Source organism: Pseudomonas sp. BS3782 TE3695 (genome assembly GCF_050435305.1).
Taxonomy (GTDB): domain Bacteria; phylum Pseudomonadota; class Gammaproteobacteria; order Pseudomonadales; family Pseudomonadaceae; genus Aquipseudomonas.
In genome coordinates, this window is sequence record NZ_JBNDKB010000001.1 from 3136744 (window position 1) to 3161862 (window position 25119).

General features: G+C 60.8%; 20 protein-coding genes. 8 read left to right on the forward strand and 12 right to left on the reverse strand.

All coding sequences use genetic code 11. The features are described from left to right. The first annotated feature begins 39 nt into the window (after positions 1 to 39). From ABH909_RS14290 to ABH909_RS14320, 7 genes are all read left to right on the forward strand, one after another. Complete coding sequence (locus tag ABH909_RS14290; protein WP_429434078.1) at positions 40 to 606, forward strand: RBBP9/YdeN family alpha/beta hydrolase; 567 nt, start codon at positions 40 to 42, stop codon at positions 604 to 606. A 126-nt stretch (positions 607 to 732) separates the two neighbouring features. After that, a complete protein-coding gene (locus ABH909_RS14295) occupies positions 733 to 2745 on the forward strand; it encodes a DUF1302 domain-containing protein (RefSeq protein ID WP_429434081.1) in 2013 nt (670 codons plus the stop codon). Between the two features lie 41 nt (positions 2746 to 2786). Further along, entirely contained in the window at positions 2787 to 4145 is a 1359-nt protein-coding gene (locus ABH909_RS14300) for a DUF1329 domain-containing protein (protein WP_429434083.1), read from the forward strand. Between the two features lie 150 nt (positions 4146 to 4295). Continuing rightward, on the forward strand, positions 4296 to 5384 hold the full coding sequence (locus ABH909_RS14305; protein WP_429434086.1) for a WD40/YVTN/BNR-like repeat-containing protein: 1089 nt from the start codon (positions 4296 to 4298) through the stop codon (positions 5382 to 5384). 15 nt (positions 5385 to 5399) lie between these two features. Beyond that, the gene (locus ABH909_RS14310; protein WP_429434089.1) at positions 5400 to 7916 is read left to right on the forward strand and encodes an efflux RND transporter permease subunit; all 2517 of its coding nucleotides are present in this window, start codon (positions 5400 to 5402) and stop codon (positions 7914 to 7916) included. A 7-nt stretch (positions 7917 to 7923) separates the two neighbouring features. After that, positions 7924 to 9702 (forward strand): acyl-CoA dehydrogenase C-terminal domain-containing protein, encoded by a 1779-nt coding sequence (locus tag ABH909_RS14315; protein ID WP_429434092.1) that lies wholly within the window; start codon positions 7924 to 7926, stop codon positions 9700 to 9702. Between the two features lie 24 nt (positions 9703 to 9726). Then, on the forward strand, positions 9727 to 11370 hold the full coding sequence (locus tag ABH909_RS14320) for a fatty acid--CoA ligase (RefSeq protein WP_429434095.1): 1644 nt from the start codon (positions 9727 to 9729) through the stop codon (positions 11368 to 11370). 138 nt (positions 11371 to 11508) lie between these two features. On the opposite strand, the gene ABH909_RS14325 is transcribed toward ABH909_RS14320, so the two are convergent. Then, positions 11509 to 11970: a MarR family winged helix-turn-helix transcriptional regulator gene (locus ABH909_RS14325; RefSeq protein WP_429434097.1), complete on the reverse strand. Its 462-nt coding sequence runs from the start codon at positions 11968 to 11970 to the stop codon at positions 11509 to 11511. Between the two features lie 218 nt (positions 11971 to 12188). Further along, a complete protein-coding gene (locus tag ABH909_RS14330; RefSeq protein WP_429434100.1) occupies positions 12189 to 12641 on the reverse strand; it encodes an Ohr family peroxiredoxin in 453 nt (150 codons plus the stop codon). 255 nt (positions 12642 to 12896) lie between these two features. On the opposite strand from ABH909_RS14330, the gene ABH909_RS14335 reads away from it, so the two are divergent. Further along, a complete protein-coding gene (locus ABH909_RS14335) occupies positions 12897 to 13904 on the forward strand; it encodes an Ldh family oxidoreductase (RefSeq protein ID WP_429434102.1) in 1008 nt (335 codons plus the stop codon). 153 nt (positions 13905 to 14057) lie between these two features. On the opposite strand, the gene ABH909_RS14340 is transcribed toward ABH909_RS14335, so the two are convergent. The 10 genes from ABH909_RS14340 to ABH909_RS14385 form a co-directional block, all read right to left on the reverse strand. Beyond that, entirely contained in the window at positions 14058 to 15638 is a 1581-nt protein-coding gene (locus ABH909_RS14340; protein WP_429434105.1) for an aldehyde dehydrogenase (NADP(+)), read from the reverse strand. A 241-nt stretch (positions 15639 to 15879) separates the two neighbouring features. Continuing rightward, positions 15880 to 16797 carry a dihydrodipicolinate synthase family protein gene (locus ABH909_RS14345; protein WP_007903713.1) on the reverse strand — a complete coding sequence of 306 codons (918 nt, stop codon included), beginning with the start codon at positions 16795 to 16797 and terminating at the stop codon, positions 15880 to 15882. A 348-nt stretch (positions 16798 to 17145) separates the two neighbouring features. After that, complete coding sequence (locus ABH909_RS14350; protein WP_429434107.1) at positions 17146 to 18174, reverse strand: trans-3-hydroxy-L-proline dehydratase; 1029 nt, start codon at positions 18172 to 18174, stop codon at positions 17146 to 17148. Between the two features lie 119 nt (positions 18175 to 18293). After that, positions 18294 to 19016 (reverse strand): amino acid ABC transporter ATP-binding protein, encoded by a 723-nt coding sequence (locus tag ABH909_RS14355; RefSeq protein WP_429434110.1) that lies wholly within the window; start codon positions 19014 to 19016, stop codon positions 18294 to 18296. Beyond that, the gene (locus ABH909_RS14360) at positions 19009 to 19659 is read right to left on the reverse strand and encodes an amino acid ABC transporter permease (protein ID WP_218399217.1); all 651 of its coding nucleotides are present in this window, start codon (positions 19657 to 19659) and stop codon (positions 19009 to 19011) included. Before ABH909_RS14360 ends, ABH909_RS14355 begins: the two co-directional genes overlap by 8 nt. A gap of 10 nt (positions 19660 to 19669) precedes the next feature. After that, positions 19670 to 20335, reverse strand: a complete 666-nt coding sequence (locus ABH909_RS14365) for an amino acid ABC transporter permease (protein ID WP_052965277.1) — start codon at positions 20333 to 20335, stop codon at positions 19670 to 19672. Then, the gene (locus tag ABH909_RS14370) at positions 20328 to 22106 is read right to left on the reverse strand and encodes an aconitase X (protein ID WP_429434115.1); all 1779 of its coding nucleotides are present in this window, start codon (positions 22104 to 22106) and stop codon (positions 20328 to 20330) included. The genes ABH909_RS14365 and ABH909_RS14370 overlap by 8 nt, the downstream gene beginning before the upstream one ends. Positions 22107 to 22116: 10 nt before the next feature. Next, positions 22117 to 22935 carry a transporter substrate-binding domain-containing protein gene (locus ABH909_RS14375; RefSeq protein WP_429434118.1) on the reverse strand — a complete coding sequence of 273 codons (819 nt, stop codon included), beginning with the start codon at positions 22933 to 22935 and terminating at the stop codon, positions 22117 to 22119. 480 nt (positions 22936 to 23415) lie between these two features. Beyond that, positions 23416 to 23775: a DUF6124 family protein gene (locus tag ABH909_RS14380; protein WP_429434121.1), complete on the reverse strand. Its 360-nt coding sequence runs from the start codon at positions 23773 to 23775 to the stop codon at positions 23416 to 23418. A 567-nt stretch (positions 23776 to 24342) separates the two neighbouring features. Next, positions 24343 to 25092 carry a helix-turn-helix domain-containing protein gene (locus tag ABH909_RS14385; RefSeq protein WP_429434124.1) on the reverse strand — a complete coding sequence of 250 codons (750 nt, stop codon included), beginning with the start codon at positions 25090 to 25092 and terminating at the stop codon, positions 24343 to 24345. Positions 25093 to 25119: the final 27 nt, after the last annotated feature.

Consider the following 25119-nt stretch of genomic DNA (forward strand, 5'->3'; position numbering starts at 1 on the left):
TAGAGCCAGTCGAGTCATCGAGAAAGCGAAGGTGTTGAAGTGGACAAACTGCAAACTGCCGCAACCGTTCTGATCGTACCGGGTCTGCGCGAGCACGTTGCCGAGCATTGGCAAACGCTGCTTGAGGCAAGACTCTGCAAGGTACGCAGTGTGCCGCCCCTGGAAACCGACAAGCTCGATTGCGCCAAGCGGGTCGAAGCGATCCAGCACGCACTGGAGCAGATCGACGGGCCGGTGATCCTGGTCGCTCACAGCGCCGGTGTGCTGATGGTCGCACATTGGGCAGCGCAGCACAGTCGGCCGATCAAGGGCGCGCTGCTGGCCACGCCTCCGGACCTCGATGCTCAATGGCCGCAAGGCTACCCATCCGCCGAAACCCTGCGTACCCAGGGTTGGAATCCTCTACCCAAAGAGCCACTGCCGTTCCGCAGTCTGGTGGCCGTCAGTACCAACGACCACCTTGCCAGCCTGGATGCCGCCACTCGCCTGGCGCACAGCTGGGGCAGTGAACTGCTCAACCTGGGCGAGGTGGGTCATCTCAATCCGGCAGCAGGGTTTGGCCACTGGCCGCAAGCCGAAGCACTCATCCTGGAGCTGGACCGCTAGTTCAGGCGCCGGTTGGCCCCAGCCATCCGGTATTTGCCCTCATTCCTGAAAAACGTAAGCCCGTGAAAGGGTTGCGCGAGGGCGGCTGCGCTTAAAACAAATACAAAAAGGCGGAGAGACAACGCAATGCACAACAATAAGAGTCACGACTTCGCACCCTCGCGATACACCTTGTTGGCCTCGGCCATTCTGGTCGCAGCCATGCCGGTCGCGCAGGCGGTCGAATTCGAGACAGGTAATCCGGACTGGACCGTGCGTGTTGATAACACCGTGAAGTACAACTACGGCGTGCGCACCGAAAGCGCCGACAAGCGGATGTTGGCGACACCGAACAACAACGATGGCGATTACAACTTCCGCAAGGCCGGAACCAACATCACCAACCGCATCGACCTGTTGACCGAAATGGATGTGGTCTACAAAAACCACATGGGCTTTCGCGTCAGCGCCGCTAGTTGGTACGACAAGGCCTACGAGAACACCGGTTCCAATTCCAATCCGTTCGTCAACGGCAATGACGCAAGGTCGGGTCTGGTCGCCAACGATCCACGCCTGGCCGGGGTCACCGGCGACAATGTCGGCAATGGCAGCCCGCACCTGAGCAACTACGCCCAGCGTTACTACACCGGTCCATCCGGCGAAATTCTCGATGCCTTCGTGTTCTACAGCACCGAAGTGGGCGAGGAGTCGCTGTTGAGCGCCAAGGCCGGCCAGCACAACGTGTTTTGGGGAGAAACCATCCTCAACCCGGTGCACTCGATCAGTTATGGCCAGTCCGGCCTGGACCTGGCCAAACTGGCCGCCTCGCCGGGGACCGAAGCCAAGGAACTGTTCGTTCCGCGTAACCAGTTGTCGATGTCGTTCACCGTCAATCCCGAGTTGACCGTAGGAGCCCAGTATTTCCTGGATTGGGATGCCGCCCGCCTGCCTGAAGCCGGTACTTACTATGGCGGTTCCGATCTGGTCGGCTTCGGTGCGCAATCGTTCCTGCTGGGCAACACCAATGGCGTGGTGCCGGGCAGTCCGCTGGGTTGTGGTCTGGCGCCCTGCAACGGGCTGACCAATGTGCGTCGCGGTCACGACCTGACGCCAGACAAGCGCGGAGACTGGGGCGTGATGGCCAAATGGTCGCCGGCCTGGCTGGATGGCACCCTCGGCGTTTACTACCGCGAAACCTCGGAAATCCTGCCGCAAGCCTGGCTGGATGCCAGAGGCCTGAGTTCGGCCAACCCCAACGGCACCCGGCCGGCAGGGCAAGTGCCTGCGGTGATCAACACGCTCAACTCGCTGAGCACCGCCACCTATCAAATGGCCTATGCCGACAACATCAAGATCGTTGGCCTGAGCCTGTCCAAGGACGTTGGCGGGATCAGCGTCGGGTCGGACCTGAACATTCGTCACAACATGCCGTTGGCCAGTATTCCGGCGATTGTCAGCACTAACAGCCCACTCGGTCTGGGCGCGGGCCTTGGCCTGTTGCCGGGGCGTACGGCGGCCACCGGTGTGGTTTATGACACCCCGCAGAAGGGCGACAGCATGGCCGCCACCGGTGACACCTTGCACTGGACGCTCAACGGTCTGATGACCTTCCCGAAAACCCCGGTGTTCGATTCGGCCAGCCTGCTCGCCGAGTTGTACTACAGCAACTTGCTCAAGCTCGATAGCAAGAACGAGGCGCTCTACAAGGGTAAGGATACCTATCGCGGCATCGACCAGCCGACCCGGGACAACTGGGGCATCGCGGTCAACTTCACACCGACCTGGTACCAGGTGTTTCCCGGTGTCGACCTCAACGCACCGATGTCCATCAACATCGGTCTCGATGGCGTGTCACCGGTGTCCGGTGGCGGTGCCAAAGACACCGGCAACTATGCCGTGGGCGTAGGGGCTGTTGTGTACAACAAATACTTCATCGACCTGAAGTACGTGGACTCCTTCGGCAAGACCGACAAGTGCGACACCAGCGGTCTGAGCAGCGGCGCGGCCAATGCCGGCAGCGGCGACGGTTCCACCCCCAATGCCTTTAGCGGCAATGAAAACTACGCGTGTTACGGCGGCGGCTACTCGGCCTTCTCCGGTGGTGGTGCCACGACTGAGGACCGTGGCGCCGTTTACCTGACGATGAAAACCACTTTTTGATGCACCACTGATTTGCTCAACGCAAGCAGGAGAATAACAAGATGAACTACGCAAAAACCGTGTTGGCCGCTTCGCTGGCCTTGGTCCTTGCCGCCCAGGCACAGGCCGCTGTTTCAACCCAGGACGCTGCCAGATTGGGCAGCAGCCTGACCCTGGTCGGGGCCGAAAAGGCTGCAAATGCCGACGGTTCCATTCCCGCCTATGACGGTGGCCTGACCACGCCGCCGGCCAGTTTCAAGTCCGGTGACAGCATGCGTCCGGATCCTTTCGTCAACGAAAAGCCGTTGCTGGTCATCGACGGCAAGAACGTCGATCAGTACAAGGGCTTGCTCAGTGCAACCACGGTGGAATTGGCCAAGCGTTTCCCAAGCTTCCACGTCAATGTCTACCCGACCCACCGCACCGTCTCGTTGCCCAAGGCAGTGCTGGACAATGGCGTGAAAAACGCCACCGGCGCCAAGTCCCTGGAAGGCGGCCTGGCGATCGATAACGTGCTGCCCGGTGTGCCGTTCCCGATTCCGCAGTCGGGCAACGAGGCGATGTGGAACTTCCTGTTGCGTTACCAGGGCGTCAACATCAACTCCAAGTACGACTCCTGGAACGTCGACTCCGCTGGCGTGCCGAGCCTGGCGACCACCGGACTGGCGTTCATTTCCTATCCGATCTACGAAAACCTTTCGCAGCCGATCAGCAGCGCCGACGTGTACTACCAGATGAAGCTGTCTTACACCGGCCCTGCGCGCCGGGCCGGTGAAGCGGTGATGCTCAAGGACGCCGCCAACCCGCTGCAGCAACCGCGCCGCGCCTGGCAATACTTGCCGGGCCAGCGTCGGGTCAAACTGGCACCGAACCTGGCTTACGACACGCCTAACCCTGGCACCGCTGGCGCCGGTACTTACGACGATGTTTTCGTGTTCAACGGTGCACTGGACCGCTACGACTGGAAGCTGGTGGGCAAGCAGGAAATGATCGTCCCTTACAACACCTACAAGCTGACCTACGCCCAGGACCCCAAATCGCTGACCACCGCCAATCACCTGGCACCGGATTACGTGCGTTGGGAAAAACACCGGGTCTGGGTGGTGGAGGGCAACCTCAAGTCCGGCGCCCGGCACATCTATCAGAAGCGTCGCTTCTACCTCGATGAAGACAGCTGGACCGCTCTGGCCTCTGACCAATATGACGCCCGTGGTCAGCTGTACCGTGGTTCCTTCGCATTCCTCAGCCAGAGCTACGACAAGCAGATCCCGGACTCCACGCCTTTCATGATCTATGACCTGGTGGGTGGCTCCTACAACATCAACGGTGTGGTCGGCCCTTACGGCGGCATCAAGTACATCGATCCGCTTTCCAAGGCGCAGTGGTCGCCTGAGTCCCTGGCCGGTAACGGGATTCGCTAAACAAACCGTGACAAAGCGTCCGTGCGGTCCACCGCCTGCCAGGCAGGGGACCGCACGACGGTCGGTGCATGCCGATCGTTTCGGGCGCCAGGTTGGAACGTCAGGCACACGGACGTGTGTCCCGACGCGGTTTTCCGAAGAGGACGCGGTATGTGTTCGTACAAGAATTATCTGCAGTTGGCGCTCGGCGCCTTGCTTGTAACGTTGCAGGGCCTGAGCCAGGCGTCCGCTTATGTCGACGTGCTGGATCTGCCGGCCAGGGTCAGCGCCTTGGCCGTCAACAGCCCGCTATCGGGCATGACCCGTGCCGGCGAGCGTCTGGTTGCTGTCGGGCAGCGTGGCCACATTCTGTATTCCGATGATGTCGGTAAACACTGGCAGCAGGCCGCGGTGCCGGTCAGTGCCGACCTCAATGCCGTGAGTTTTCCTTCCGCCACCCAAGGCTGGGCGGTGGGCGGTGACGGCGTGGTGTTGCACAGCAACGACGCCGGTGCGACCTGGCGCAAGCAACTGGACGGTCGTGAGATCGGTGCCTTGCTGGTCAAGCATTACGGCGCGTTGGCCAGTGCAGAACCGGGTAACGAACAATGGCCACTGCTGGTCGCCGAAGGTGAGCGCCTGATGGCGCAGGGCGCCGACAAACCGTTGCTCGATGTCTGGTTCGCCAACGAGCGCCTCGGTTATGTGGTCGGGGTGTTCAACCTGATCTTGCGCACCGAAGACGGCGGCCAGAGCTGGACACCGTTCCAGGACCGCACCGACAACCCGCAGGGCTTTCACCTCAACGCCATCGCCTCCACTGGCGATGCGCTGTACATCGCCGGGGAGCAAGGCCTGCTGCTCAAGTGGGATGACACCCAACAGCGCTTCGCCGCCGTGCAGACACCCTATCAAGGCAGTTTTTTCGGCGTGCTCGGCAAGCCTGGGGAAGCGCTCGTCTATGGCTTGCGCGGCAATGTGCTGCGCAGCACCGATGGCGGTCTGAGCTGGACCCTGCTGGACACTGGCCTGCGCGTCAGCATCACCGCCGGCCTGGTCGATGGCCATGGTAACTACCGCTTGTTCACCCAGGGCGGGCAGATGCTGGTCAGCCAGGGCACAGGCGCGCAATTGCATCTGGTTCAGCAACAGGCACCGACACCGGTGACCGGCGCCACTCAGTCAGCCGACGGTGCACTGGTGGTGGTTGGCAGCCGTGGTGCACGGACGCTGTCCGTCGATAAGCCCTCGAACCCTTAGAGCGAGTACCCAGACATGGGCAATATCAAACAAGAAACCATGCCGGTGATCCGCGAACTGCGGGATTTCGACCGCCATTCCGGCAACCTGCTGGAGCGGCTGGTATTCAACTACCGTCCGCTGTTCATGCTGCTGATGGCGCTGGCCACCGTGGTGTTGGGCTACATGGCCGCAACGCGCCTGGAGCTGCGCCCCAGCTTCGAAAAGATGATTCCGCAGAGCCAGCCGTACATTCAGAATTTCCTGGAAAACCGCCAGTCGCTGCGCGGTCTGGGCAACTCGGTACGGGTGGTGGTGGAGAACACCCAGGGCGATATTTTCGATCCTGCTTATCTTGACGTGCTCAAACAGGTCAACGATCAGCTGTTCGTCACCGAAGGCGTCGACCGCGCCTGGATGAAGTCGTTGTGGAGCCCGGCGGTGCGCTGGACCGAAGTCACCGAGGAAGGTTTCCAGGGTGGCCCGGTGATGCCCGATACCTACCAGGGCAAGCCGGAAGAAATAGAACAGTTGCGCCAGAATATTTCCCGCGCCGGTATCGTCGGCAGCCTGGTGGCCAGCGACTACAAATCGAGCATGCTCATTGTTCCGCTGCTGGACAAAGCCACGGCCAGCGGTCAACGCATCGACTACCACGCCTTTTCGCAGATGCTTGAAGAGCAGTTGCGCGACAAGATCGAATTCGCCGGCGACAGCGCTGCGCGCAAGGCCGGGGAGGAGGGCAAGGGCCAGTACAAAGTCCGGGTGATCGGTTTCGCCAAATTGATGGGTGACCTGATCGACGGCCTGATCCAGGTGATGATGTTCTTCGGCCTGGCCGTCGTCACGTCGCTGATCATTATTTACGCCTACACCCGTTGCGTGCGCAGCACCTTGCTGGTGGTCGGCTGCTCGCTGATCGCGGTGGTCTGGCAACTGGGCATCGTCGCCTGGCTGGGCTATGCCATCGACCCGTATTCGGTGCTGGTGCCGTTCCTGATCTTCGCCATCGGGGTGTCTCACGCGACGCAGAAAATGAACGGCATCATGCAAGACATCGCCCGTGGCACCCACAAACTGATCGCCGCGCGCTACACCTTCCGCCGCCTGTTCATTGCCGGTGTCACCGCGCTGCTGGCCGATGCTGTCGGGTTCGCGGTGTTGATGCTGATCGATATTCCAGTGATCCGCGACCTGGCGATCACCGCCAGCATCGGTGTGGCGGTGCTGATCTTCACTTCGCTGTTGCTGATGCCGGTGGCATTGTCTTATGTCGGCGTCGGCACCAAGGCGGCCGAGCGTGCGTTGAAAATCGACACCCGTGCAGACGGGCACAAAGGCTTCGGCAAACTGTGGGACTTGCTCGATCGCTTCACCACGGCCAAATGGGCCACGGGAGCGGTTCTGGTTGCGGCGCTGATGGGCATCGGCGGCTTCATGGTCAGCCTGCAGTTGAAGATCGGCGACCTGGAAAGTGGCGCACCGGAGTTGCGTGCCGACTCTCGCTATAACCGTGACAACGCCTACATCACCAGCCACTACGCGCTGTCCAGCGACCTGTTCGCGGTGATGATCAAGACCGCACCGGAAGGCTGCTTGAACTACAAGACGCTGGTCCTGGCCGACCGCCTGGCCTGGGAGCTGCAGCAGTCTCCAGGCGTACAAGCCACGGCGTCGTTGGTCAACGCGGTGCGGCAAATCACCGCCGGTACTTATGAAGGCAACCCCAAGCTCAACAGCATCCAGCGCAATCAGGACGTGCTGAACTATGCCGCGCAACAAGCCTCGGTCAACTCTCCGGAGTTGTTCAACACCGATTGCTCGTTGATGCCGGTGATCACTTTCCTCAAGGACCACAAGGCCGAGACCCTCGATGCCGTGGTGGGCATCGCCGAAAAGTTCGCCCGGGAGAACAACAGCGCAGATCGCCAGTTCCTGCTGGCGGCCGGGTCGGCCGGGATTGAAGCGGCGACCAACATTGTGGTGCGCGAGGCCAATCGCACCATGCTGCTTTACGTCTATGCGGCGGTCACGCTGTTCTGCCTGATTACCTTCCGCAGCTGGCGCGCCACGTTGGTTGCGTTGTTGCCGCTGGTGCTGACTTCGATCCTTTGCGAAGCGTTGATGGTGGCCATGGGCATTGGCGTGAAAGTCGCGACCCTGCCGGTGATCGCATTGGGCGTGGGCATCGGCGTGGACTACGCCTTGTACCTGCTCAGCGTGCAGTTGCATTACCAGCGCCAGGGCCTGCCGCTGAGTCAGGCTTACCGCAACGCCGTGTCGTTTACCGGTCGGGTGGTGGGCCTGGTGGGCATCACCCTGGCGGCGGGCGTGGTGTGCTGGGGCTGGTCACCGATCAAGTTCCAGGCCGACATGGGCATCCTGCTGACCTTCATGTTCCTGTGGAACATGCTCGGCGCGCTGATCCTGATTCCAGCCCTGTCGTACTTTTTGCTGCGCCACCCGGTTGCGCAAGCCGATGTGGCGCAAACCGGTGAAACCGGTACATCCCAACGTCAGGACATGTCGCATGCCCTGACCACTTCCGAGTAAGCCAACTATGTCTGATTACAAAGCTCCTTTGCGCGACATGCGCTTCGTGCTCAACGAAGTCTTCGAGGTGTCCCGCCTATGGGCCCGATTGCCTGGCCTGGCCGAGGTGATTGATGAAGAAACGGCCGCCGCGATCCTTGAAGAGGCCGGCAAGATCAGCGCCGAAGTGGTCGCGCCGCTGAACCGCAGCAGCGACGAGCAGGGCTGCACCTGGAACAACGGCGCGGTCCAGGCGCCGGACGGTTTTGCCGCGGCCTACCAAGCCTTTGCCGAAGGCGGTTGGGTGGGGGTGGGTGGCGATCCGCAGTTCGGTGGCATGGGCATGCCCAAGGCCATTTCGGCTCAGGTCGAAGAGATGGTCAACTCAGCGAGCCTGTCGTTCGGCCTGTACCCGATGCTGACCGCCGGTGCGTGCCTGTCGATCAATGCCCACGCCAGTGAAGAGCTCAAGGAACGCTATCTGCCGAACATGTATGCCGGCACCTGGACCGGCTCGATGTGCCTGACCGAGGCGCATGCCGGCACGGACCTGGGCCTGATTCGCACTCGCGCCGAACCTCAGGCCGACGGCAGTTACAAGATCAGCGGCAGCAAGATTTTCATCACTGGCGGCGAGCACGACCTGACCGAAAACATCATTCATCTGGTGCTGGCGCGGTTGCCGGATGCACCGGCCGGTCCCAAGGGGATTTCGCTGTTTCTGGTGCCCAAGGTGCTGGTCAATGACGATGGCTCGCTGGGTGAGCTCAACTCGCTGTCCTGCGGTTCTATCGAGCACAAGATGGGCATCAAAGCCTCCGCTACGTGCGTGATGAACTTTGACGGGGCGACCGGCTGGATCGTCGATGCGCCGAACAAGGGCCTGGCGGCCATGTTCACCATGATGAACTACGAACGTTTGGGCGTGGGTATCCAGGGTCTGGCGTTGGGTGAGCGTTCGTACCAGAACGCCGTCGAATACGCCCGTGACCGCCTGCAAAGCCGTTCACCGACCGGCGCGCAGAACAAGGACAAGGCCGCCGACCCGATCATCGTGCACCCGGATGTACGACGCATGCTGTTGACCATGAAAGCCTTGAACGAGGGCGGGCGTGCGTTCTCCAGCTACGTGGCGCTGCAACTGGATACCGCCAAGTACAGCGATGATGCGGCCACCCGCACCCGCGCCCAAGAGCTGGTATCGCTGCTGACCCCGGTGGCCAAGGCGTTCCTCACCGACATGGGCCTGGAAACCACCGTGCATGGCCAGCAGATCTTCGGCGGCCACGGCTACATTCGCGAATGGGGCCAGGAGCAACTGGTGCGCGATGTGCGCATCACCCAGATCTACGAAGGCACCAACGGCATCCAGTCACTGGACCTGGCCGGGCGCAAGATCGTCGCCAGCGGCGGGGCGCTTTATCGCTTGTTCGCTTCCGAAATCCGCAATTTCACCGCCAACGCCGATGCCGACCTCGGCGAGTTCTGCAAACCACTGGACGCCGCCGTGGACACCCTCGACGAACTGACCGCGTGGTTGCTGGATCGGGCTATCAGCAATCCCAACGAAATAGGCGCGGCCTCGGTCGAGTACCTGCAGGTGTTCGGCTACACCGCTTATGCCTACATGTGGGCACTGATGGCCAAAGCGGCCATGGGCAAACAGGCTGAGGATGATTTCTACGCCAGCAAGCTGGGTACCGCGCGCTTCTACTTCGCCCGCCTGCTGCCGCGCATCCACTCGTTGAGCGCGTCGGTCAAGGCCGGCAGCGAATGCCTCTACGAGCTGGAACCCGCGCACTTCTGATCGAAAGGACAAGGAACCCCAACCATGATGGCGACAAAAATAATTCCGCCCGCCGATGGCGCCTATGCCTATCCCTTGCTGGTCAAGCAATTGTTGCTGTCCGGCGTGCGCTACGAACCGGGACGGGAAATCGTCTACGCCGACAAATTGCGCTACAGCTATCAAACCCTCAACCAGCGGATCCGCAGGCTGGCCAACGCCTTGACCGCTGCCGGCGTCAAGGCCGGCGATACCGTGGCCATGCTCGACTGGGACAGCCACCGCTACCTGGAATGCTTCTTTGCCGTACCGATGATCGGTGCGGTGCTGCACACCGTGAACATTCGTCTTTCGCCGGATCAGGTGCTCTTCACCATGAACCATGCCGAGGACGATCTGGTGCTGGTGCATGATGATTTCCTGCCGCTGATTGAACAGATTCAGGGGCAGCTCAACACCGTCAAAGGTTACCTGCAGCTCACGGATGACACCGCAACCGACACGTCGTTACCGGTGCTGGGGGAATATGAAAACCTGCTGTCCAGGGCTTCGGACCAGTATGACTTTCCTGACTTTGACGAAAACTCGGTGGCGACCCTGTTCTACACCACCGGCACCACGGGCGACCCTAAAGGCGTGTATTTCACCCACCGCCAATTGGTCCTGCACACCTTGAATGCCGTGGGCACGTTGGGCGTCTATCAAGGCCTGCCGTTGCTGCGTTCCGATGATGTGTATATGCCGATCACCCCGATGTTTCACGTGCATGCCTGGGGTGTGCCTTATGTCGCCACCCTGATGGGGCTCAAGCAGGTGTACCCCGGCCGCTACGAACCCAACAGCCTGGTCAGGTTGTATCGTGAGGAAAAGGTCACTTTTTCCCACTGTGTGCCGACCATTTTACAAATGATCCTGAGCTGTGAAGAAGCAGCCCAGACCCGTTTCGATGGCTGGAAAATGCTTCTGGGTGGCAGCGCACTGCCGCTGGGAATTGCCAGCGAAGCGAGTGCCAAAGGTATTGAGGTGCACAGCGGTTATGGCATGTCGGAAACCTGCCCATTGCTGTGCCTGACCTACCTGCGAGATAAAGACCTCGAGCTGCCCATGCAGGCCCAACTGGCCTCCCGCATCAAGACTGGCACGCCGGTGCCGATGGTCGACCTGAAAATCATCGATGCCAATGGCAATGACGTTGCCCACGATGGCGAGTCTCTGGGCGAGATCGTAGTGCGCGCACCCTGGCTGACCCAAGGCTATTTGAAGGAGCCCGAAAAGGGCGCCGAGCTGTGGCACAACGGCTGGATGCACACCGGCGATCTGGCCTCCATCGACGCCTTGGGCTGGGTGGAAATCAAAGATCGAATCAAGGATGTGATCAAGACGGGCGGGGAGTGGATCAGCTCTCTGGAACTGGAAAGCCTGATCAGCGAACACGCGGCGGTGAAGTCAGTCGCGGTCGTGGGCATTGCCGATGAGCAATGGGGCGAACGGCCGATGGCGCTGGTGGTGTGCGAGCCTGGGCAGTATCTAGACAGCAAGATCCTGGAGGCGCACCTGCAAGGGTTTGTCGAGCGTGGGCGCATCAACAAATGGGCGATCCCCAAGCAGTTCAAATTCGTCGCCGAGATTCCTAAAACCAGCGTCGGGAAGATTGACAAGAAGCTGATCCGGCAAAACGAATTGGGGTGAAAAAGAAGAAGAGGACCTAGGGGCGAGTGTTCGAATCACACCGTCCCGACCCTATGATTCAATGACTAGTCCAATCTGAAAAGGTTGGGTTTTTCATGCCCGAAAAATACCCCCGATTAAAAAACGATCAGTAGTCACTCATTCCCCGGCTTTCGTCGATTTGATGAGATTGTTGCGCAGCTTCACGATCGCATTCTGCATCTGCGTGAACTCGTCCGGTGTCAGGCCCGTTGCGTCGGAGAGGCCCATTTCGGGACGGCCTTCACGCAACTCTCGACCATTCTTCGTCAGACTGATCCGCACCTGCCGCTCGTCCTCGGGATCACGCTGCCTCTGTAGATAGCCCATCGCTTCCAGCTTCTTCAGGATAGGTGTGAGTGTGTTCGATTCGAGAAACAGCTTCTCGCCCAGGCTGCCCACGGTTTGATTGTCTTCCTCCCATAACGCAACGATGGTGATGTATTGCGTATAGGTGAGCCCCAACTGCTCGAGTATCGGCTTGTAGGCCTTGCCGAAGGCCAGGTTCGTGGAATAGACCGCAAAACACAGGAAGTCGGAGAGCTTCAGGCTGGCGGGAGCCGTCTTGTCGGTGGGTTTCATGTGCTTCCTCGTTGGCCGTAGGAGCTGCCGAAGGCTGCGATCTTTCGATGCCGCCAAACATAAGCTCGTAAAGGCAAAATATACCGCGTATGCGATTGTGTCGGAACAGCTCTGATTGTCGACGTGGCCGGTTCGACAGTACGAAGGGGGTTCCAGATTCGCATGCGCTTAAAGCGCATGCGATATATACATGGAAAAAAAGGGCCAATCGCAGTGCGTCATGCCGTAAGAACATTCAAGGCCACGTCGATATTGCCCCGCGTCGCTTTCGAGTACGGGCAAATTTGATCTGCGGTATGCGCCAGCGTCGTCGCGATGTCATGCGCCAGACCTGGTACGCGCAGAGTCAACCGAGCCTGGAGGAAGTACGCCGCACCGGTCTGACCCAGATCGACTTCGATGTCGACGGACAGATCAGACGGTAGCACCACGTTCATTTCATTGGCCACCAGCCCGACGGCGGCGGTGTAGCAGGCCGACCATGCGCCGGCGAACAGCTGCTCGGCGGTTGGATGCGGTGCAATGGTTTTGAACTCGTGCGCCAGTTTCGCGTTTCCAGGCGACGAGAGCTGGATGTCGAGGCTGCCGCTATGGCCACGCGAAGTGTTGCCAGCGGCGCTAACGGTGGTGTGAGTCTTGCCGGTGGCCAGTACTTTTTCGATCTTGCTCATGGGGTGGATCCTCAACGTTTCAAAAGATGTGATTTATGTGTCGCATACGTTTGTATCGTATGCGATGTAATAATAATTGCGCAGCCCCCCATCGATGTCAATTGATCGCGTTGCGTCTGCCGACGAGTGGTGCGGCCACACAATAACGTCGACCGTTTCAACGATATGCCGAATTCGTCATCAACCCGACCTAAAGCGATCAAGCCGTGAGCCTTGGAGTGGCCCACCCTGACCGGTCTGTCCAAGGAGATGAGCATGATCCGACTGACCCTGATCGAAGCCCGCGAGTTGGCCGAATCGATCCTGTTGCACAACGGTTTTAATCTGGCCCACGCACAAGCGGTGGCGGCGACGGTGATCGCCGGCGAGCGCGATGGCTGTGCCTCCCACGGTTTGTATCGGATTCTGGGCTGCGTGAATTCCCTGCGGGCCGGCAAGGTCTCGGCCGATGCCGTGCCGCAGGTGATCGACCAGGCGCCGTCGATCGTGCGGGTAGACGCCGGGGGTGGTTTTTCACAGTTGGCGTTTCAGGCGGGGCTTGGGTTGCTGGCGGAGAAAACCCGGGCCAACGGGGTTGCGGCGTTGGCGATCAATCGCTGTGTGCATTTCTCGGCGCTGTGGGTGGAGATCGAGCAGTTGACCGCCGTTGGGTTGGTGGCGCTGGCGTGTAATCCGAGTCATGCCTGGGTAGCACCGGCCGGGGGACGTGTGCCGGTGTTCGGCACCAATCCCATTGCCTTTGGCTGGCCGCGGGCGGGGCAGGATCCGTTTGTGTTTGACTTCGCCACCAGTGCGATTGCCCGTGGGGATATCGAGTTGCATCGGCGTGCCGGCAAGGCGATTCCCGAGGGGTGGGGCGTGGACGCTGAGGGTCGGCCGAGCACCGATGCCAACGTCGTGCTCGACAGCGGCGCGATGCTGACGTTCGGTGGGCACAAGGGCTCGGCGCTGGCGGCAATGGTGGAGTTGATCGCCGGGCCTTTGATCGGTGATTTGACCAGTGCCGAATCGCTGGCCTATGACGCGGGCAGCAAGTCATCGCCCTACCATGGCGAGTTGATCATCGCGCTGGACCCGCGACGTTTTCTGGGGGCGGCCACCGAGGAACATTTGGCTCGGGCCGAAGTGTTGTTTCAGGGCATTGAAGGCCAGGGCGCACGCTTGCCGTCGCAACGGCGTTATGCGGCGCGGGCGCGCAGTATGGTGGAGGGAATACAGATTCCCGAGGCGCTGTACAACGACCTGAACGCACTGCTTGCTTGAATACGATGAACCTCCTGTAGGAGCGAGGCTGTGTGGCGAGGGGGCTTGCCCCCGTTGGGTCGCGAAGCGGCCCCTGCATTTCATATAACGGTTTTACGACTGCTGCGCAGCCGAACGGGGGCAAGCCCCCTCGCCACACAGGAGGTTGTGTTGTTAAACCGGTTCGCGGTGGATGTTGCCATCAACCAGTCGCGCAATGCCCAGCGGATTGGCGTTTTTCAGGGCGTCGGGCAGCAAGGCGTCCGGGCAGTTCTGGTAGCAAACCGGGCGCAGGAAGCGCTCGATGGCCAGGCTGCCGACCGAGGTGCCACGGGCATCGGAGGTCGCCGGATAAGGCCCGCCATGCACCATGGCGTCGCAGACTTCGACGCCGGTGGGGTAGCCGTTGAACAGCACGCGGCCGACCTTTTGTTCCAGCAGCACCAGCAGACCGGCGTGTTCTTTCAGGTCCTGTGCTTCGCCAATCAACGTGGCGGTGAGTTGACCGTGCAAACTGTTCAGCGCTTGTCGCAGCTCAGCCTCGTCGGCCACTTCGACGACAATGGTGGTCGGGCCGAACACTTCTTCCTGCAACAGTGGATCACCCTTGAACAGCAGACTGACGTCGGCCTTGAACAGTTGCGGCAGCGCCTGATTGCCGTGCTGATTCTGGCCCGCCAGGCGGGTTATTCCTGGATGGTCGAGCAAGGCCTGCACGCCTTTTTCGTAGCTGCCGAGGGTGCCTGCGTTGAGCATCGTTTGCGCCGGTTGTTCGGCCATCAAGGCACTGAGCCGCGCGATGAACGCACTGAAGCGGGGTGAGCGCATACCGATCACCAACCCCGGATTGGTACAGAACTGACCGCACCCCTGGACCACCGACGCCACCAGCTCACCGGCGATTTTCTCGCCGCGTACTTGCAAGGCTCCGGGCAAAACCAGCACCGGGTTGATGCTGCTCATTTCAGCGAACACCGGGATCGGTTGTGGCCGTGCAGCGGCCATGTCGCAGAGCGCGCGACCACCTTTTAACGAGCCGGTGAAACCGACGGCCTGGATCGCCGGATGCTTGACCAGCGTTCCACCGACGCCTGCACCGTAGATCATGTTGAACACACCTTTGGGCATGTCGGTTTGCTCGGCGGCGCGGATGATTGCATCGGCCACGCGTTCGGCGGTCGCCATGTGTCCGCTGTGGGCCTTGAACACCACCGGGCAACCGGCGGCCAGGGCAGCAGCGGTGTCACCGCCGGCGGTAGAAAAGGCCAGCGGGAAATTACTGGCGCCGAACACAGCTACCGGGCCGACGCCGATCCGGTATTGGCGCAGGTCGACCCGTGGCAGTGGCAGACGTTCGGGCAAGGCGCGGTCGATGCGCGCACCATGGAAATCGCCCCGGCGCAGAACCTGAGCGAACAGGCGCATTTGGTTGCTGGTACGACTGCGTTCGCCTTGAATGCGCCCGGTCGGCAGCGCGGTTTCGCGGGTGACCAGAGCGACGAATTCATCATCCAGTGCATCCAGTTGCGTGGCGATCGCTTCAAGAAATTCTGCACGGCGGGTTGCCGGTAGATTGCGGAAGGCCGGGTAAGCGGCAGCAGCGGCCTGGGCGGCGGCGTCCACTTCTTCCACGGTGGCTTGCATGAAAGAGAAGGGCAGCGCTTCGCCGGTGCTGGCGTCGTGGCTGTGCAGAGTGATGCTGCCGGCGGCGCTGCGGGCACCGCCGATGTAGTTGTGGCCGATGATCTGGGACATGGAAAAACTCCTGTCGGGAAAGGTGAGGCAGGACCGTTGCAAGTCAATCAAGGTGCTGAGCCGTGCGCTGTTTTGTGGCGAGCGAGCTTGCTCGCGTTGGGCTGCGTAGCGGCCCCAAAATAGCGGCAACAATTGTCTATTTTGCGAGTGCTGCGCACTCGAGCGGGAGCAAGCTCCCTCGCCACAGGGAAGGGTGTGACAGGTGCAAGGCTCAAGCCAGCGAATCGCCCCCAGCAATCACTCAGAGACCGACGTCTGGCAACTCCGGACGGTTAGCCAGGGCCTTGGCCATGATCTGCTCGACGAACACCCGATCGGCTTCCGGCAGGGCCAGGCGTGGCGGACGGGTCAGCGCGCTGCCGCGACCGGCGATGGCTTCGCAAAGCTTGATGCACTGCACCAGGTCGGCACGGGCATCGAGGTGCAGGATCGGCATCAGCCATTCGTAGATCGGCATGGCTTCGGCGAAGCGACCGGCCTTGGCCAGACGGAAGATGGTTTCGCCTTCTTTCGGGAACACGTTAGACATGCCCGAGACCCAGCCCTCGGCACCCACCGCGATGCTTTCCAGCACCACGTCGTCGAGACCTGCGAACAGCACGAAACGGTCGCCGACTTCATTGCGCACGTCGATGAAACGACGGGTATCGCCGGACGAATCCTTGAAGCACACCACGTTGTCGCAGTCGGCCAGGGAAATCAGGATGTCCGGGGTGACGTCGTTTTTGTAGATCGGCGGGTTGTTGTAGACCATCAACGGTACGTCGGCGTTTTTCGCCACGTAGCGGTAGTGCTCGGCGGTCTCGAACGGCTTGGAGCCATAGACCAGCGCCGGCATCAGCATCACGCCGTCGACGCCGACCCGGCGCACGGCATTGGCGACCTTGGCCGCTTGCACGCTGGTGAACTCGGCCACACCGCAGATCACTGGCACGCGACCCCGGGAGGCGTCGACCGCGACTTCGGTCACGGCGATTTTTTCTTCGGCGGTCAATGAGGTGTTTTCCCCCACCGAACCACACACCACCAGGCCCGAGACGCCGTCGCGGATCACGTTGGAAATCACCTGATGGGTTTTTTCCAGGTTGATGGAAAAGTCATCGTTGAATTGAGTGGTCACCGCGGGGAAGACGCCACTCCAGTTAATTCGTTTGCTCATTGTTGCCTCCGGTTCGTTAATTGTATTTCGTATACGATATTTCAAGTGGCAATATTCGGCTAGTGGTTTTTTCAATCAATCAGGGGGTGAGAAATCACTGTGGGGCGGTAGCTTGTGTGGAGAGGCAGCCCTTGTGGTAAGGGGGCTTTTGTGGCGAGGGAGCTTGCTCCCGTTCGGCTGCGCAGCAGTCGTGAAACCAGAGTACCGATTGTTTCAGACGAACTGCGATTACAGCATAGGGCTGCTGCGCAACCCAGCGGGAGCAAGCTCCCTCGCCACAAAAGCTGCCTTGCCACAAAAGCGCCTTCTCCATACAAACATCCTCGCCACAAAAGCTCCGTTTCGGCCTCAGCCCCCCGGCCACGTGTCTGACAGGCGATAGCCCTGCGGCCACGGATCGCTCGGATCGAGCAGCAATTGGTGGGTGCCGGTGATCCAGGCTCGGCCGGAAATGCACGGGTAGATCGCTGGGCGTCCGGCCACTTCGGTCAGGGAATCGATGCGGCAATGGAACTCGGAACCGATGATCGAACGGCCAATAAAGCGCTCGCCCACTTGCATCAGCCCCTTGGCCTGCATCACCGCCATGCGCGCCGAGCAACCAGTACCGGTGGGCGAGCGGTCGATCTTGCCGGGTTGAATCACCACCGCGTTGGCACCGGTGGCAATGCCGTTCTCCATGACGATGGGCGCGGCAATCTGGCAGAAGGAAATATGCGACCACTCAGGGTTCAGCGGATGGACGAAGCCCAGTTGTTCATTGGCCGCGCGAGTGATTTTCAACCCGACCGCCACCAGGTCGGCAGCCTCATCGGGACGAATGGAAAAGCCCAGGCGTTCGGCGTCGGCGATCACAAAGCTGTCGCCGCCGTACGCGGTATCGACCTGCAACGAGCCGAGGCCTTCGACTTCGATCCAGGCGTCGAGGCGATCAGCGAAGGAGGGTACGTTCTTGATTTCTACCCGCTCGACCTTGCCATCACGGCAGTCGGCCACGGCCTCGATCAACCCGCCGGGCGCTTCGAGTATCAGTCGGGTTTGCGGTTCGGTCATTGGCAGGATGCCGCTGTCGAGTAACACTGTGGCCACGCACAGTGAATTGGAGCCGGACATCGGTGGCGTGTCTGCCGGTTCCATGATGATCCAGGCCATCTGCGCCCGCGGATCCTTGGCCGGCACCAACAGGTTGACGTGACGGAACACACCGCCGCGAGGCTCGTTGAGCACGAAGTTGCGCAGAGTCTGATCCTTGGCGATCCAGCGCGATTGTTCCCACACGGTGGCGCCCGGTGGTGGGGCGACACCGCCGACGATCACATCGCCGACTTCACCTTCGGCGTGACAGCTGACTACATGAATGACTTTCGATGAGCGCATTGCCTGCTCCTTGTTTTGTCTGTTAGGGCCCCTTCGCGAGCAAGCCCGCTCCCACACTGGATCTGTGTCGCACTGAAGATCAAATGTGGGAGCGGGCTTGCTCGCGAAGGGGCCAGCCGTTACTTCACCGATTTCAGAAACGCCGCCGTTTCCGCCTGCTCCGGATTACCAATCACCTGATCCGGCGAGCCAATCTCATGCACCAGGCCATTGCGAAAGAACGCCACGCGGTCGGAGACGTCGCGGGCAAAGCGGATTTCGTGGGTCACCAGCACCATGGTCATGCCGTCTTCGGCAAGCATGCGCATGGTGTCCAGCACCTCCCCGACCAATTGCGGGTCGAGGGCCGAGGTGGCTTCGTCGAACAGCATGTAGTCCGGCGACATGGCCAAGGCGCGGGCAATCGCCATGCGCTGTTGCTGACCGCCGGACAACTTGCCAGGGAAGGTCTTGAGCTTGTCGGCAAGGCCCACGTGGGTCAGTTGCTGCACCGCCAGTTCCTCGGCCTCGCGCTTGCTTTTACCCAAGACTTTGCGCGGCGCCAGCATCACGTTTTCCAGCACCGTCAGGTGCGGGAAGGCGTTCCATTGCTGGAACACAATGCCGATTTTCTGCCGCAGGCGATTGAGGTCGGTGGCGCGGTCATGGACCTCGACGCCGTCGACGCGGATGTTGCCTTTCTGGATCGGTTCCAGGCCGTTGATGCACATCAGCAGGGTCGATTTGCCGGAGCCCGAGCCGCCGATGATCGACACCACCTCGCCCTTGTTCACTGTCAGGCTGACACCCTTGACTACTTCGAGGTCGCCGAAGGATTTATGTACGTTGTCGATCTCAATCATTTTCTTGCCACCTTCTTTCCAGACGAGCGCCCAGGCGTGCGACCACCAGGCTCATGACGTAGTAAATAAGGCCCGCGATGCACAGCACCAGCAATGGTTCCTGGATGCGGGTGACGATGGTTTGCGAGGCGCGCAGCAGTTCGACGATGCCGATCCACATCACCAGCGCGGTGTCTTTCATCACGCCGAGCACCAGGTTCAGCCAGCCGGGGAATGCCACCCGGGTGGCCATCGGCAGGACGATCCAGCGCAGGTCCTGCAGGAAGCTCAGGCCCAGCGAGCGACTGGCCCGACGCAGGGTGAACGGCACCGACAACACGCCAGCGCGCACGATCTCGGTGAAGTACGCGGCGGCGTAAACCCCCAGCACAATGCAGCCGACGCTGAAGGCGCTGATGTTCAAGCCGACGATGCTTTTGAGCGAGTTGAACAGCACGAACTGGATCAGCAACGGCACGCTGCGAAACACGTCCAGCACCCAGGCCAGGGGCAAACTGGCCCGCGGCAACAAGGCCCGCAGCAGACCGAAAAGCAAGCCTGCGAGGGTGCCGAGCATGATCGACCAGAACGTCAGTTGCAGCGTGACCCAGGCGCCATTGAGCAGGAACAACAGGTCATTGGAGGAAAAACCGGTGGCAAACATGCACAGCTCCTCAGTAACGGAACAACCGCCAGGCCATCAGCCGGGCTGCCGCGACGATCGCCTTGGCAATCAGGTAATACAGCACCGCTGCGATGGCGAAGAACTCGAAGGTGCGGAACGTTTTGACGTTGTAGTCCTGGGTCACGCCGGTCAGGTCATTGTTCAGCCCGACGATCACCCCCAGCGACGTCATCAGCACCGCCCAGACCATCTGATTAGTCAGTGGGTAGAAGACGATCCGCAGCAGCTGCGGGACGATGATCATGCGGTAGGCCTGAAAGGCGCTCATGCCCAGCGAACGTGCAGCGCGCACTTGTGTGTTCGGGACGGCCTTGAGGCCACCGCGAAAGTTCTCCGCCAGATATCCGGCATTGTTGAAGGTGATCCCGGCCAGCAGGGCCAGCCATGAACTGACGTGCAGGCCCAGCGAGCCGAGGCCGAAGTAGAGGACGTAGATCTGGAACAGCGACGGGGTGTTGCGTGCGATCGATACCCAGCCGTTGCCGATGCCGCGCAGCAGCGGGTTTTTGCTTTCGCGCATCACGGTCAGGGCCAGGGCAATCAGCACGCCGAAGATCATCGACAACGCCGCGGTCTCGAAGGTGACCAGGGCACCGGCGAGCATGTCCGGCAGGGCGCGCAGCGCTGAGCGCCATTGGAAGCTGTAATCAAACATGCGCAGGGCTCTCCAGTAGGGCGGCAGGTTGTAACCACGCCGGCAGGCGCCCGCTGGCGGTGCCCTTGCAGGCGGCATCGACGCATTCTTTGATGCTGGCGAAATGCACCTTGCGGCCCGTCAGGCCAGGTGCGTAATGGGCGTACTTGCCGGAGTTGGTCATCAGGGTTTTTGCGGCTAGCGGGATCACCGGCTCGCCGAGCATGCACCAGCAGGTATCGGTGACCAGGGTGGCGCCGAAAGCTTCGATCACGGCGATATGCCCGGCTTCGCGAGCCTGCTCCAGCACGGCGCGGCCGCAGGTAATGGCGAGGACCACGTCAGGGTGTTTATGCCGACCGAGACATAGCCGCGTGAGGTGGGCGAATTCGCTGAGGGAAAAATGCGGGTTGCCCAGCGAGACCACATCCACCCGATTGTCGCGAGCACTGTTGAGTTCGCGCCAGCTAAGCAATAGATCGTTCAGGCGGATTTTTTCTACGGGTAGAACCCCATCCACTTCCAGCACCTGCGCTGGGTCAATGGCCTCCGGGGTGACCCCAGCGATATGGAATAAGGGCGCGGCGGAGGTGGTGGCAAATGCCGCGCCGAACGCTTTGAGGTCGTCCAGGCTCGGGTTGCGGTTTTCCAACCCGCGCACCAGTGGAATCCGGCTGCCCGCCAGCGTACCGATGTGGTACCCGAGCAGCGGGTAGAAAGCGTCGTCCAGTTCACCCAGGGCGGACAACTCGATCTGCAGTCGGGCCTTGCGTTGCGCGTCCAGGTGGCAGCCGATCAACGGGGCGCGGCCGGTCAGTGCGATGCAGATGTCCAGGTAGTCCGGGTATTTGAGGGTACGTGCGCCGAGCACGCTGTTGGCGTAGACCACTGCATTGGATTCGGCCCAGACGATCTGCTCGCCAGCCTTCGGCGCGCTGTCGAGCAGGTAGGGCGCGCAGGTGAAACTCAGCTGTGCACCCATCGCCATATAGGCATCGCCCAAGGCACTGGCCGGTTCACCGAGAGCCGGGTCGATGCCCAGCTCGCGCCAGTGGCGCTGGTCCACGGAAATCGAATTGAGGGTGGTGGGTACCCGCACTGTTGCTCCCCATTGCACCAGCTGTTGGGCAAAACGCAGGCTCGCCGGTCCCGTGTAGATACAGCCGTCGATGTGCGCCTGGGTGACGTCCACCAGATGGCGGGCACCTTGCAGTTCGGCCATGCGCAGGATGATCTGCATCGCCACCTGTGCGGCTTTGCCATGCTGGCCGTCGAGCAGCGCCCGGTCGTGTTCGGTGAGTTCGATCAAGGCGCTGGTTTCTGCAAGTTGCGATGGGCTGTCGATTGCCTGCCAGTCATCGTCCGGCAGGTGCTCGAACAGGCTCAGTGTTGTGTCCTCGACCCGAGCGAAGACCTTGCCGCGCAGGGCGGCGAAGGCCTCCCGGCCGATGCACAGCACCGGCAGGGAACGCTCGAAAATGGTCTGTGCAACCAGCACGCCCAGGGTCAGGATCTCATCGGGTTCGGCCAGCACCAGTGCGGCCGGTGCGTGACCGTTGCTGATCAGTTCCATCAACACGCTACTGCCGGTGCACGAACCGCGACTGCCGGGGATGGCCAGCACGCGGCCGGCCAGGTATTCGCCGCTGAGTGGGTGGTGACGGTCAATGATCTCGCCGCTATACGGATCGACCCCGCCCCAGAAACTCAACCCGATCTCGGCGAACAGCAGGGCACCCTCGGCGGTGCCCGCGACCAGGCTGCGACCGGTCACAGAAGTGGGCCTAGGCATGCCGGACACCTTAGTAGTAGACCTGTGGCACGGTCAGGTTGGTCGGCGAAATTTCAGTGCCAACCCATTTGACGAACAGCTCGTTGTAACGACCGGTGCGCACCTGCTGGTTGACGAACAGGTTGAGGTAATTGAGCAGGCCATACTCATTGCGCTTGGCGCCGAGGGACACGTAATCGATCACGTATGGCGCGTTACCGGCGACTTTCAGGTTTTTGTATTTGCCCGACTTGAGAGTGGCGGCGGCCACGGTGTTGGTGACCACGGTGGCGGCGATATGGCCTTGGGCGACGGCCAGCAGGGTGTCGTTCTGCGACTGATAGGCGCGGAAGGTGCCGGTGCCCCAGCTCTTCACGTCTTTCTCCAGGGCGATGGCCTCATAAGTGCCGCTGGTGTTGCCGACGGGTTTGCCCTTGAGATCATCGAAGCTGTTGATGCCAGTGTCGTCGCGGGTCAGTACGACCATCTGGAAGGCAAAATAAGGCACGGTGAGGCCGACGGTCTTGGCCCGCTCGAGGGTGTCGGAGGTAGAGGCGACGATCACGTCGGCCCGTCCGGAGACCAACGCCGGAATACGGTCCGGGAACGGCGTCTCGACCACTTCGGCATCGACCCCGAGGATTTTCGCCAGGTCATGGCAGTAGTCCACGTCGAAACCGGCCGGGTTGTTGCCCGCATCGCGAAAACCCATGGGCGGGAAGTCCAGGGTCACGGCGCAGCGCAGTTTGCCCGAACCGATGAAGTCGTCGAGCTTGTCGGCTTGGGCGGTGGCGATAAAGGAGGTACTGAGAACAGCGCTGAGGGCTACGGCAAATGCGGGGTTTTTCATAGAGGCCTCGTTGATGTGAAGTGCTGTTGGATATCGTATTGGGGATTTCGTATACGATATTAACAATAGCAATCAACGTGCCTATTGCCAGGTCGAAGCGCGAATTTAGTGTCAGGGCTTGAAGTAGAGGTGTTGGATTGGCGCAATTGGAGGGGAGTGACGCCGTGAAGACTTGGGCCCGCAAAGGCAGGTGTTACAGATGGGAGCAATGGTTGTGCGGAGCGCCCCTTTAAGGAACACCGGCAGCTCCTGCCGGCAATTGTGTGCGACTGCGATAGGGCGGCGAACACCGAACCCTGTAGGAGCTGGCGAAGCCTGCGATCTTTTGATCTTTTGATCTTTGGCATTTTCGAAACCGCTGAAAATCAAAAGATCGCAGCCTGCAGCAGCTCCTACAGGTTCGGTGCTCGCCGCCATACCGGGTCGAACACAAATCCTCTGTAGGAGCTGGCGAAGCCTGCGATCTTTTGATCTTTCTGGCTAACCTCGCGGATCGAAATTATCCAGCACCCGGTTCACCGCCAGCTCCCCGAGCATCACCACCGATTGAATCCCCAACATCATGTTGCGATGGGGCATGTCCATCAATCCGGCGAACTCGCTGAGCATCATGCTGGCTGACGCCAGGGATTCGCAGGCGTTGACCAGCAGGGTTTCGTTATCGACCTCGGGGTCGACGTGGTAAATGGTGCTGGGTTTGCGCTTGGTGTCTTTGGGGATGGGTGGCTTGAGGTAATGGTCGAGGGCGCGGTCGGCGGCTTCGTTGAGCTTTTTCGAATCCAGGGATTCGTAGGGGGATGTTGGGTCGGTTTCCGGTGGGTTGGGTGTGGCTTTGAACATGGTGAAGCTCCTTGATGACTGGAGCTGCCGCCGTTCGCGGTCAAACGAACAAGGTGGCAGCTGTACGCGGGTTGACCGACCGGACATCAAGGAATCCGGCACACCCGAAGGTGTCCCACGCACAGCCACCGCGACACGATATTTCAGACAATGCCTGAATTAGGTCTTGGACGCTGGCGCGCCTTGATTGATTCGGACGGTCAAATCCGATCGCTGATTCGTCAGCGACCCGGAAACGATAGAGCCCGGCCTCAAGGCGCACAAGCCGGCGGATTCTGGCGCAGTCGTAGGCAACGGCGCAAGGATGTGTAGCCTGGGTGAGTGTCTGGAGATGTCCGTTAAACATCGCCTGTTTATCGGTCTGACACCGAGCCTTGTGGTGGCTGTACCGGCCTCTTCGCGAGCAAGCCCGCTCCCACACTGGATCTTCTGTGAACACATTATTTGTGTCCGACACAAATCAAGTGTGTGCGGGCTTGCTCGCGAAGAGGCCCGGAAGAACACCCTCCATCTCTCGGCCAAACCACCAGAAAATGAATCCGGAACAAAAAAATTGCGTACCTCCACCTAGCGTGGATTATCCCGAAACTGGCTCGGCGACAAACTGGTCAACCCGCGGAACTGTCGGCTGAAAGCACTGTGGTCGGTGTAACCGCAGCGCAGGGCGATTTCGGTGATGGGCAGGTCGGTGTGCAGTAACAGCCGCGAACCTTCTTCCAGGCGCGCCTTGTGAATCATCTGCCGTGGGGTGAGCTGGAACACTCGTTTGCAGTGACGCTCCAGTTGCGCCACGGAATAGCCGGCGATGGCGGTCAGTTCGGCGAGGCTGATGGCGCGGGCGAAGTGGCTGCGGATGTGCGCATCCACGGCGGCGAGTTTCTGGAAGGCGGGATGGTTGGACTGGGGGGATTGCAGGTCGCGGGAGATCCCGGCCAGGCCAACGATCTGACCCTGTTCATCCTGCAAGGCGAGTTTGTGGGTGAGGCACCAGATCGGCTGGTTGCCGTAATACAGGTGCAGCTCCAGTTGGTCGGACAGTTCGCGGCCGCTGGACAGGACCCGTCGATCCTGTTCGGTGTACAGCGGGCCGAAACGTTCCGGGAAGACCATTTCGGCGGTGAGCCCCAGCAGCTCTTCGCGATGTTTGAAACCGCAACGCCGGGCCAAAGTCTGGTTGACGAAGGCGTAGCGGGCTTGGCTGTCCTTGATGAAAAACACCACATCCGCCAGGGTATCGAGCAGCGGCGCGATCGGCTGCAGGCTGTTCAGCAGCGTTGGCAGGTCGCAGGGTTTGAAGGTGCTGAGCGAGGGATACATGGCGCTGGGGTCTGAGGGCGACCCCGG

What these genes read in the sequence shown, in the direction of transcription:
- ABH909_RS14295 (WP_429434081.1), top strand. Translation starts at nt 733, where the DNA reads ATGCACAACAATAAGAGTCACGACTTCGCACCCTCGCGATACACCTTG.
- ABH909_RS14300 (WP_429434083.1), top strand. Translation starts at nt 2,787, where the DNA reads ATGAACTACGCAAAAACCGTGTTGGCCGCTTCGCTGGCCTTGGTCCTT.
- ABH909_RS14305 (WP_429434086.1), top strand. Translation starts at nt 4,296, where the DNA reads ATGTGTTCGTACAAGAATTATCTGCAGTTGGCGCTCGGCGCCTTGCTT.
- ABH909_RS14310 (WP_429434089.1), top strand. Translation starts at nt 5,400, where the DNA reads ATGGGCAATATCAAACAAGAAACCATGCCGGTGATCCGCGAACTGCGG.
- ABH909_RS14315 (WP_429434092.1), top strand. Translation starts at nt 7,924, where the DNA reads ATGTCTGATTACAAAGCTCCTTTGCGCGACATGCGCTTCGTGCTCAAC.
- ABH909_RS14320 (WP_429434095.1), top strand. Translation starts at nt 9,727, where the DNA reads ATGATGGCGACAAAAATAATTCCGCCCGCCGATGGCGCCTATGCCTAT.
- ABH909_RS14325 (WP_429434097.1), bottom strand. Translation starts at nt 11,970, where the DNA reads ATGAAACCCACCGACAAGACGGCTCCCGCCAGCCTGAAGCTCTCCGAC.
- ABH909_RS14330 (WP_429434100.1), bottom strand. Translation starts at nt 12,641, where the DNA reads ATGAGCAAGATCGAAAAAGTACTGGCCACCGGCAAGACTCACACCACC.
- ABH909_RS14335 (WP_429434102.1), top strand. Translation starts at nt 12,897, where the DNA reads ATGATCCGACTGACCCTGATCGAAGCCCGCGAGTTGGCCGAATCGATC.
- ABH909_RS14340 (WP_429434105.1), bottom strand. Translation starts at nt 15,638, where the DNA reads ATGTCCCAGATCATCGGCCACAACTACATCGGCGGTGCCCGCAGCGCC.
- ABH909_RS14345 (WP_007903713.1), bottom strand. Translation starts at nt 16,797, where the DNA reads ATGAGCAAACGAATTAACTGGAGTGGCGTCTTCCCCGCGGTGACCACT.
- ABH909_RS14350 (WP_429434107.1), bottom strand. Translation starts at nt 18,174, where the DNA reads ATGCGCTCATCGAAAGTCATTCATGTAGTCAGCTGTCACGCCGAAGGT.
- ABH909_RS14355 (WP_429434110.1), bottom strand. Translation starts at nt 19,016, where the DNA reads ATGATTGAGATCGACAACGTACATAAATCCTTCGGCGACCTCGAAGTA.
- ABH909_RS14360 (WP_218399217.1), bottom strand. Translation starts at nt 19,659, where the DNA reads ATGTTTGCCACCGGTTTTTCCTCCAATGACCTGTTGTTCCTGCTCAAT.
- ABH909_RS14365 (WP_052965277.1), bottom strand. Translation starts at nt 20,335, where the DNA reads ATGTTTGATTACAGCTTCCAATGGCGCTCAGCGCTGCGCGCCCTGCCG.
- ABH909_RS14370 (WP_429434115.1), bottom strand. Translation starts at nt 22,106, where the DNA reads ATGCCTAGGCCCACTTCTGTGACCGGTCGCAGCCTGGTCGCGGGCACC.
- ABH909_RS14375 (WP_429434118.1), bottom strand. Translation starts at nt 22,935, where the DNA reads ATGAAAAACCCCGCATTTGCCGTAGCCCTCAGCGCTGTTCTCAGTACC.
- ABH909_RS14380 (WP_429434121.1), bottom strand. Translation starts at nt 23,775, where the DNA reads ATGTTCAAAGCCACACCCAACCCACCGGAAACCGACCCAACATCCCCC.
- ABH909_RS14385 (WP_429434124.1), bottom strand. Translation starts at nt 25,092, where the DNA reads ATGTATCCCTCGCTCAGCACCTTCAAACCCTGCGACCTGCCAACGCTG.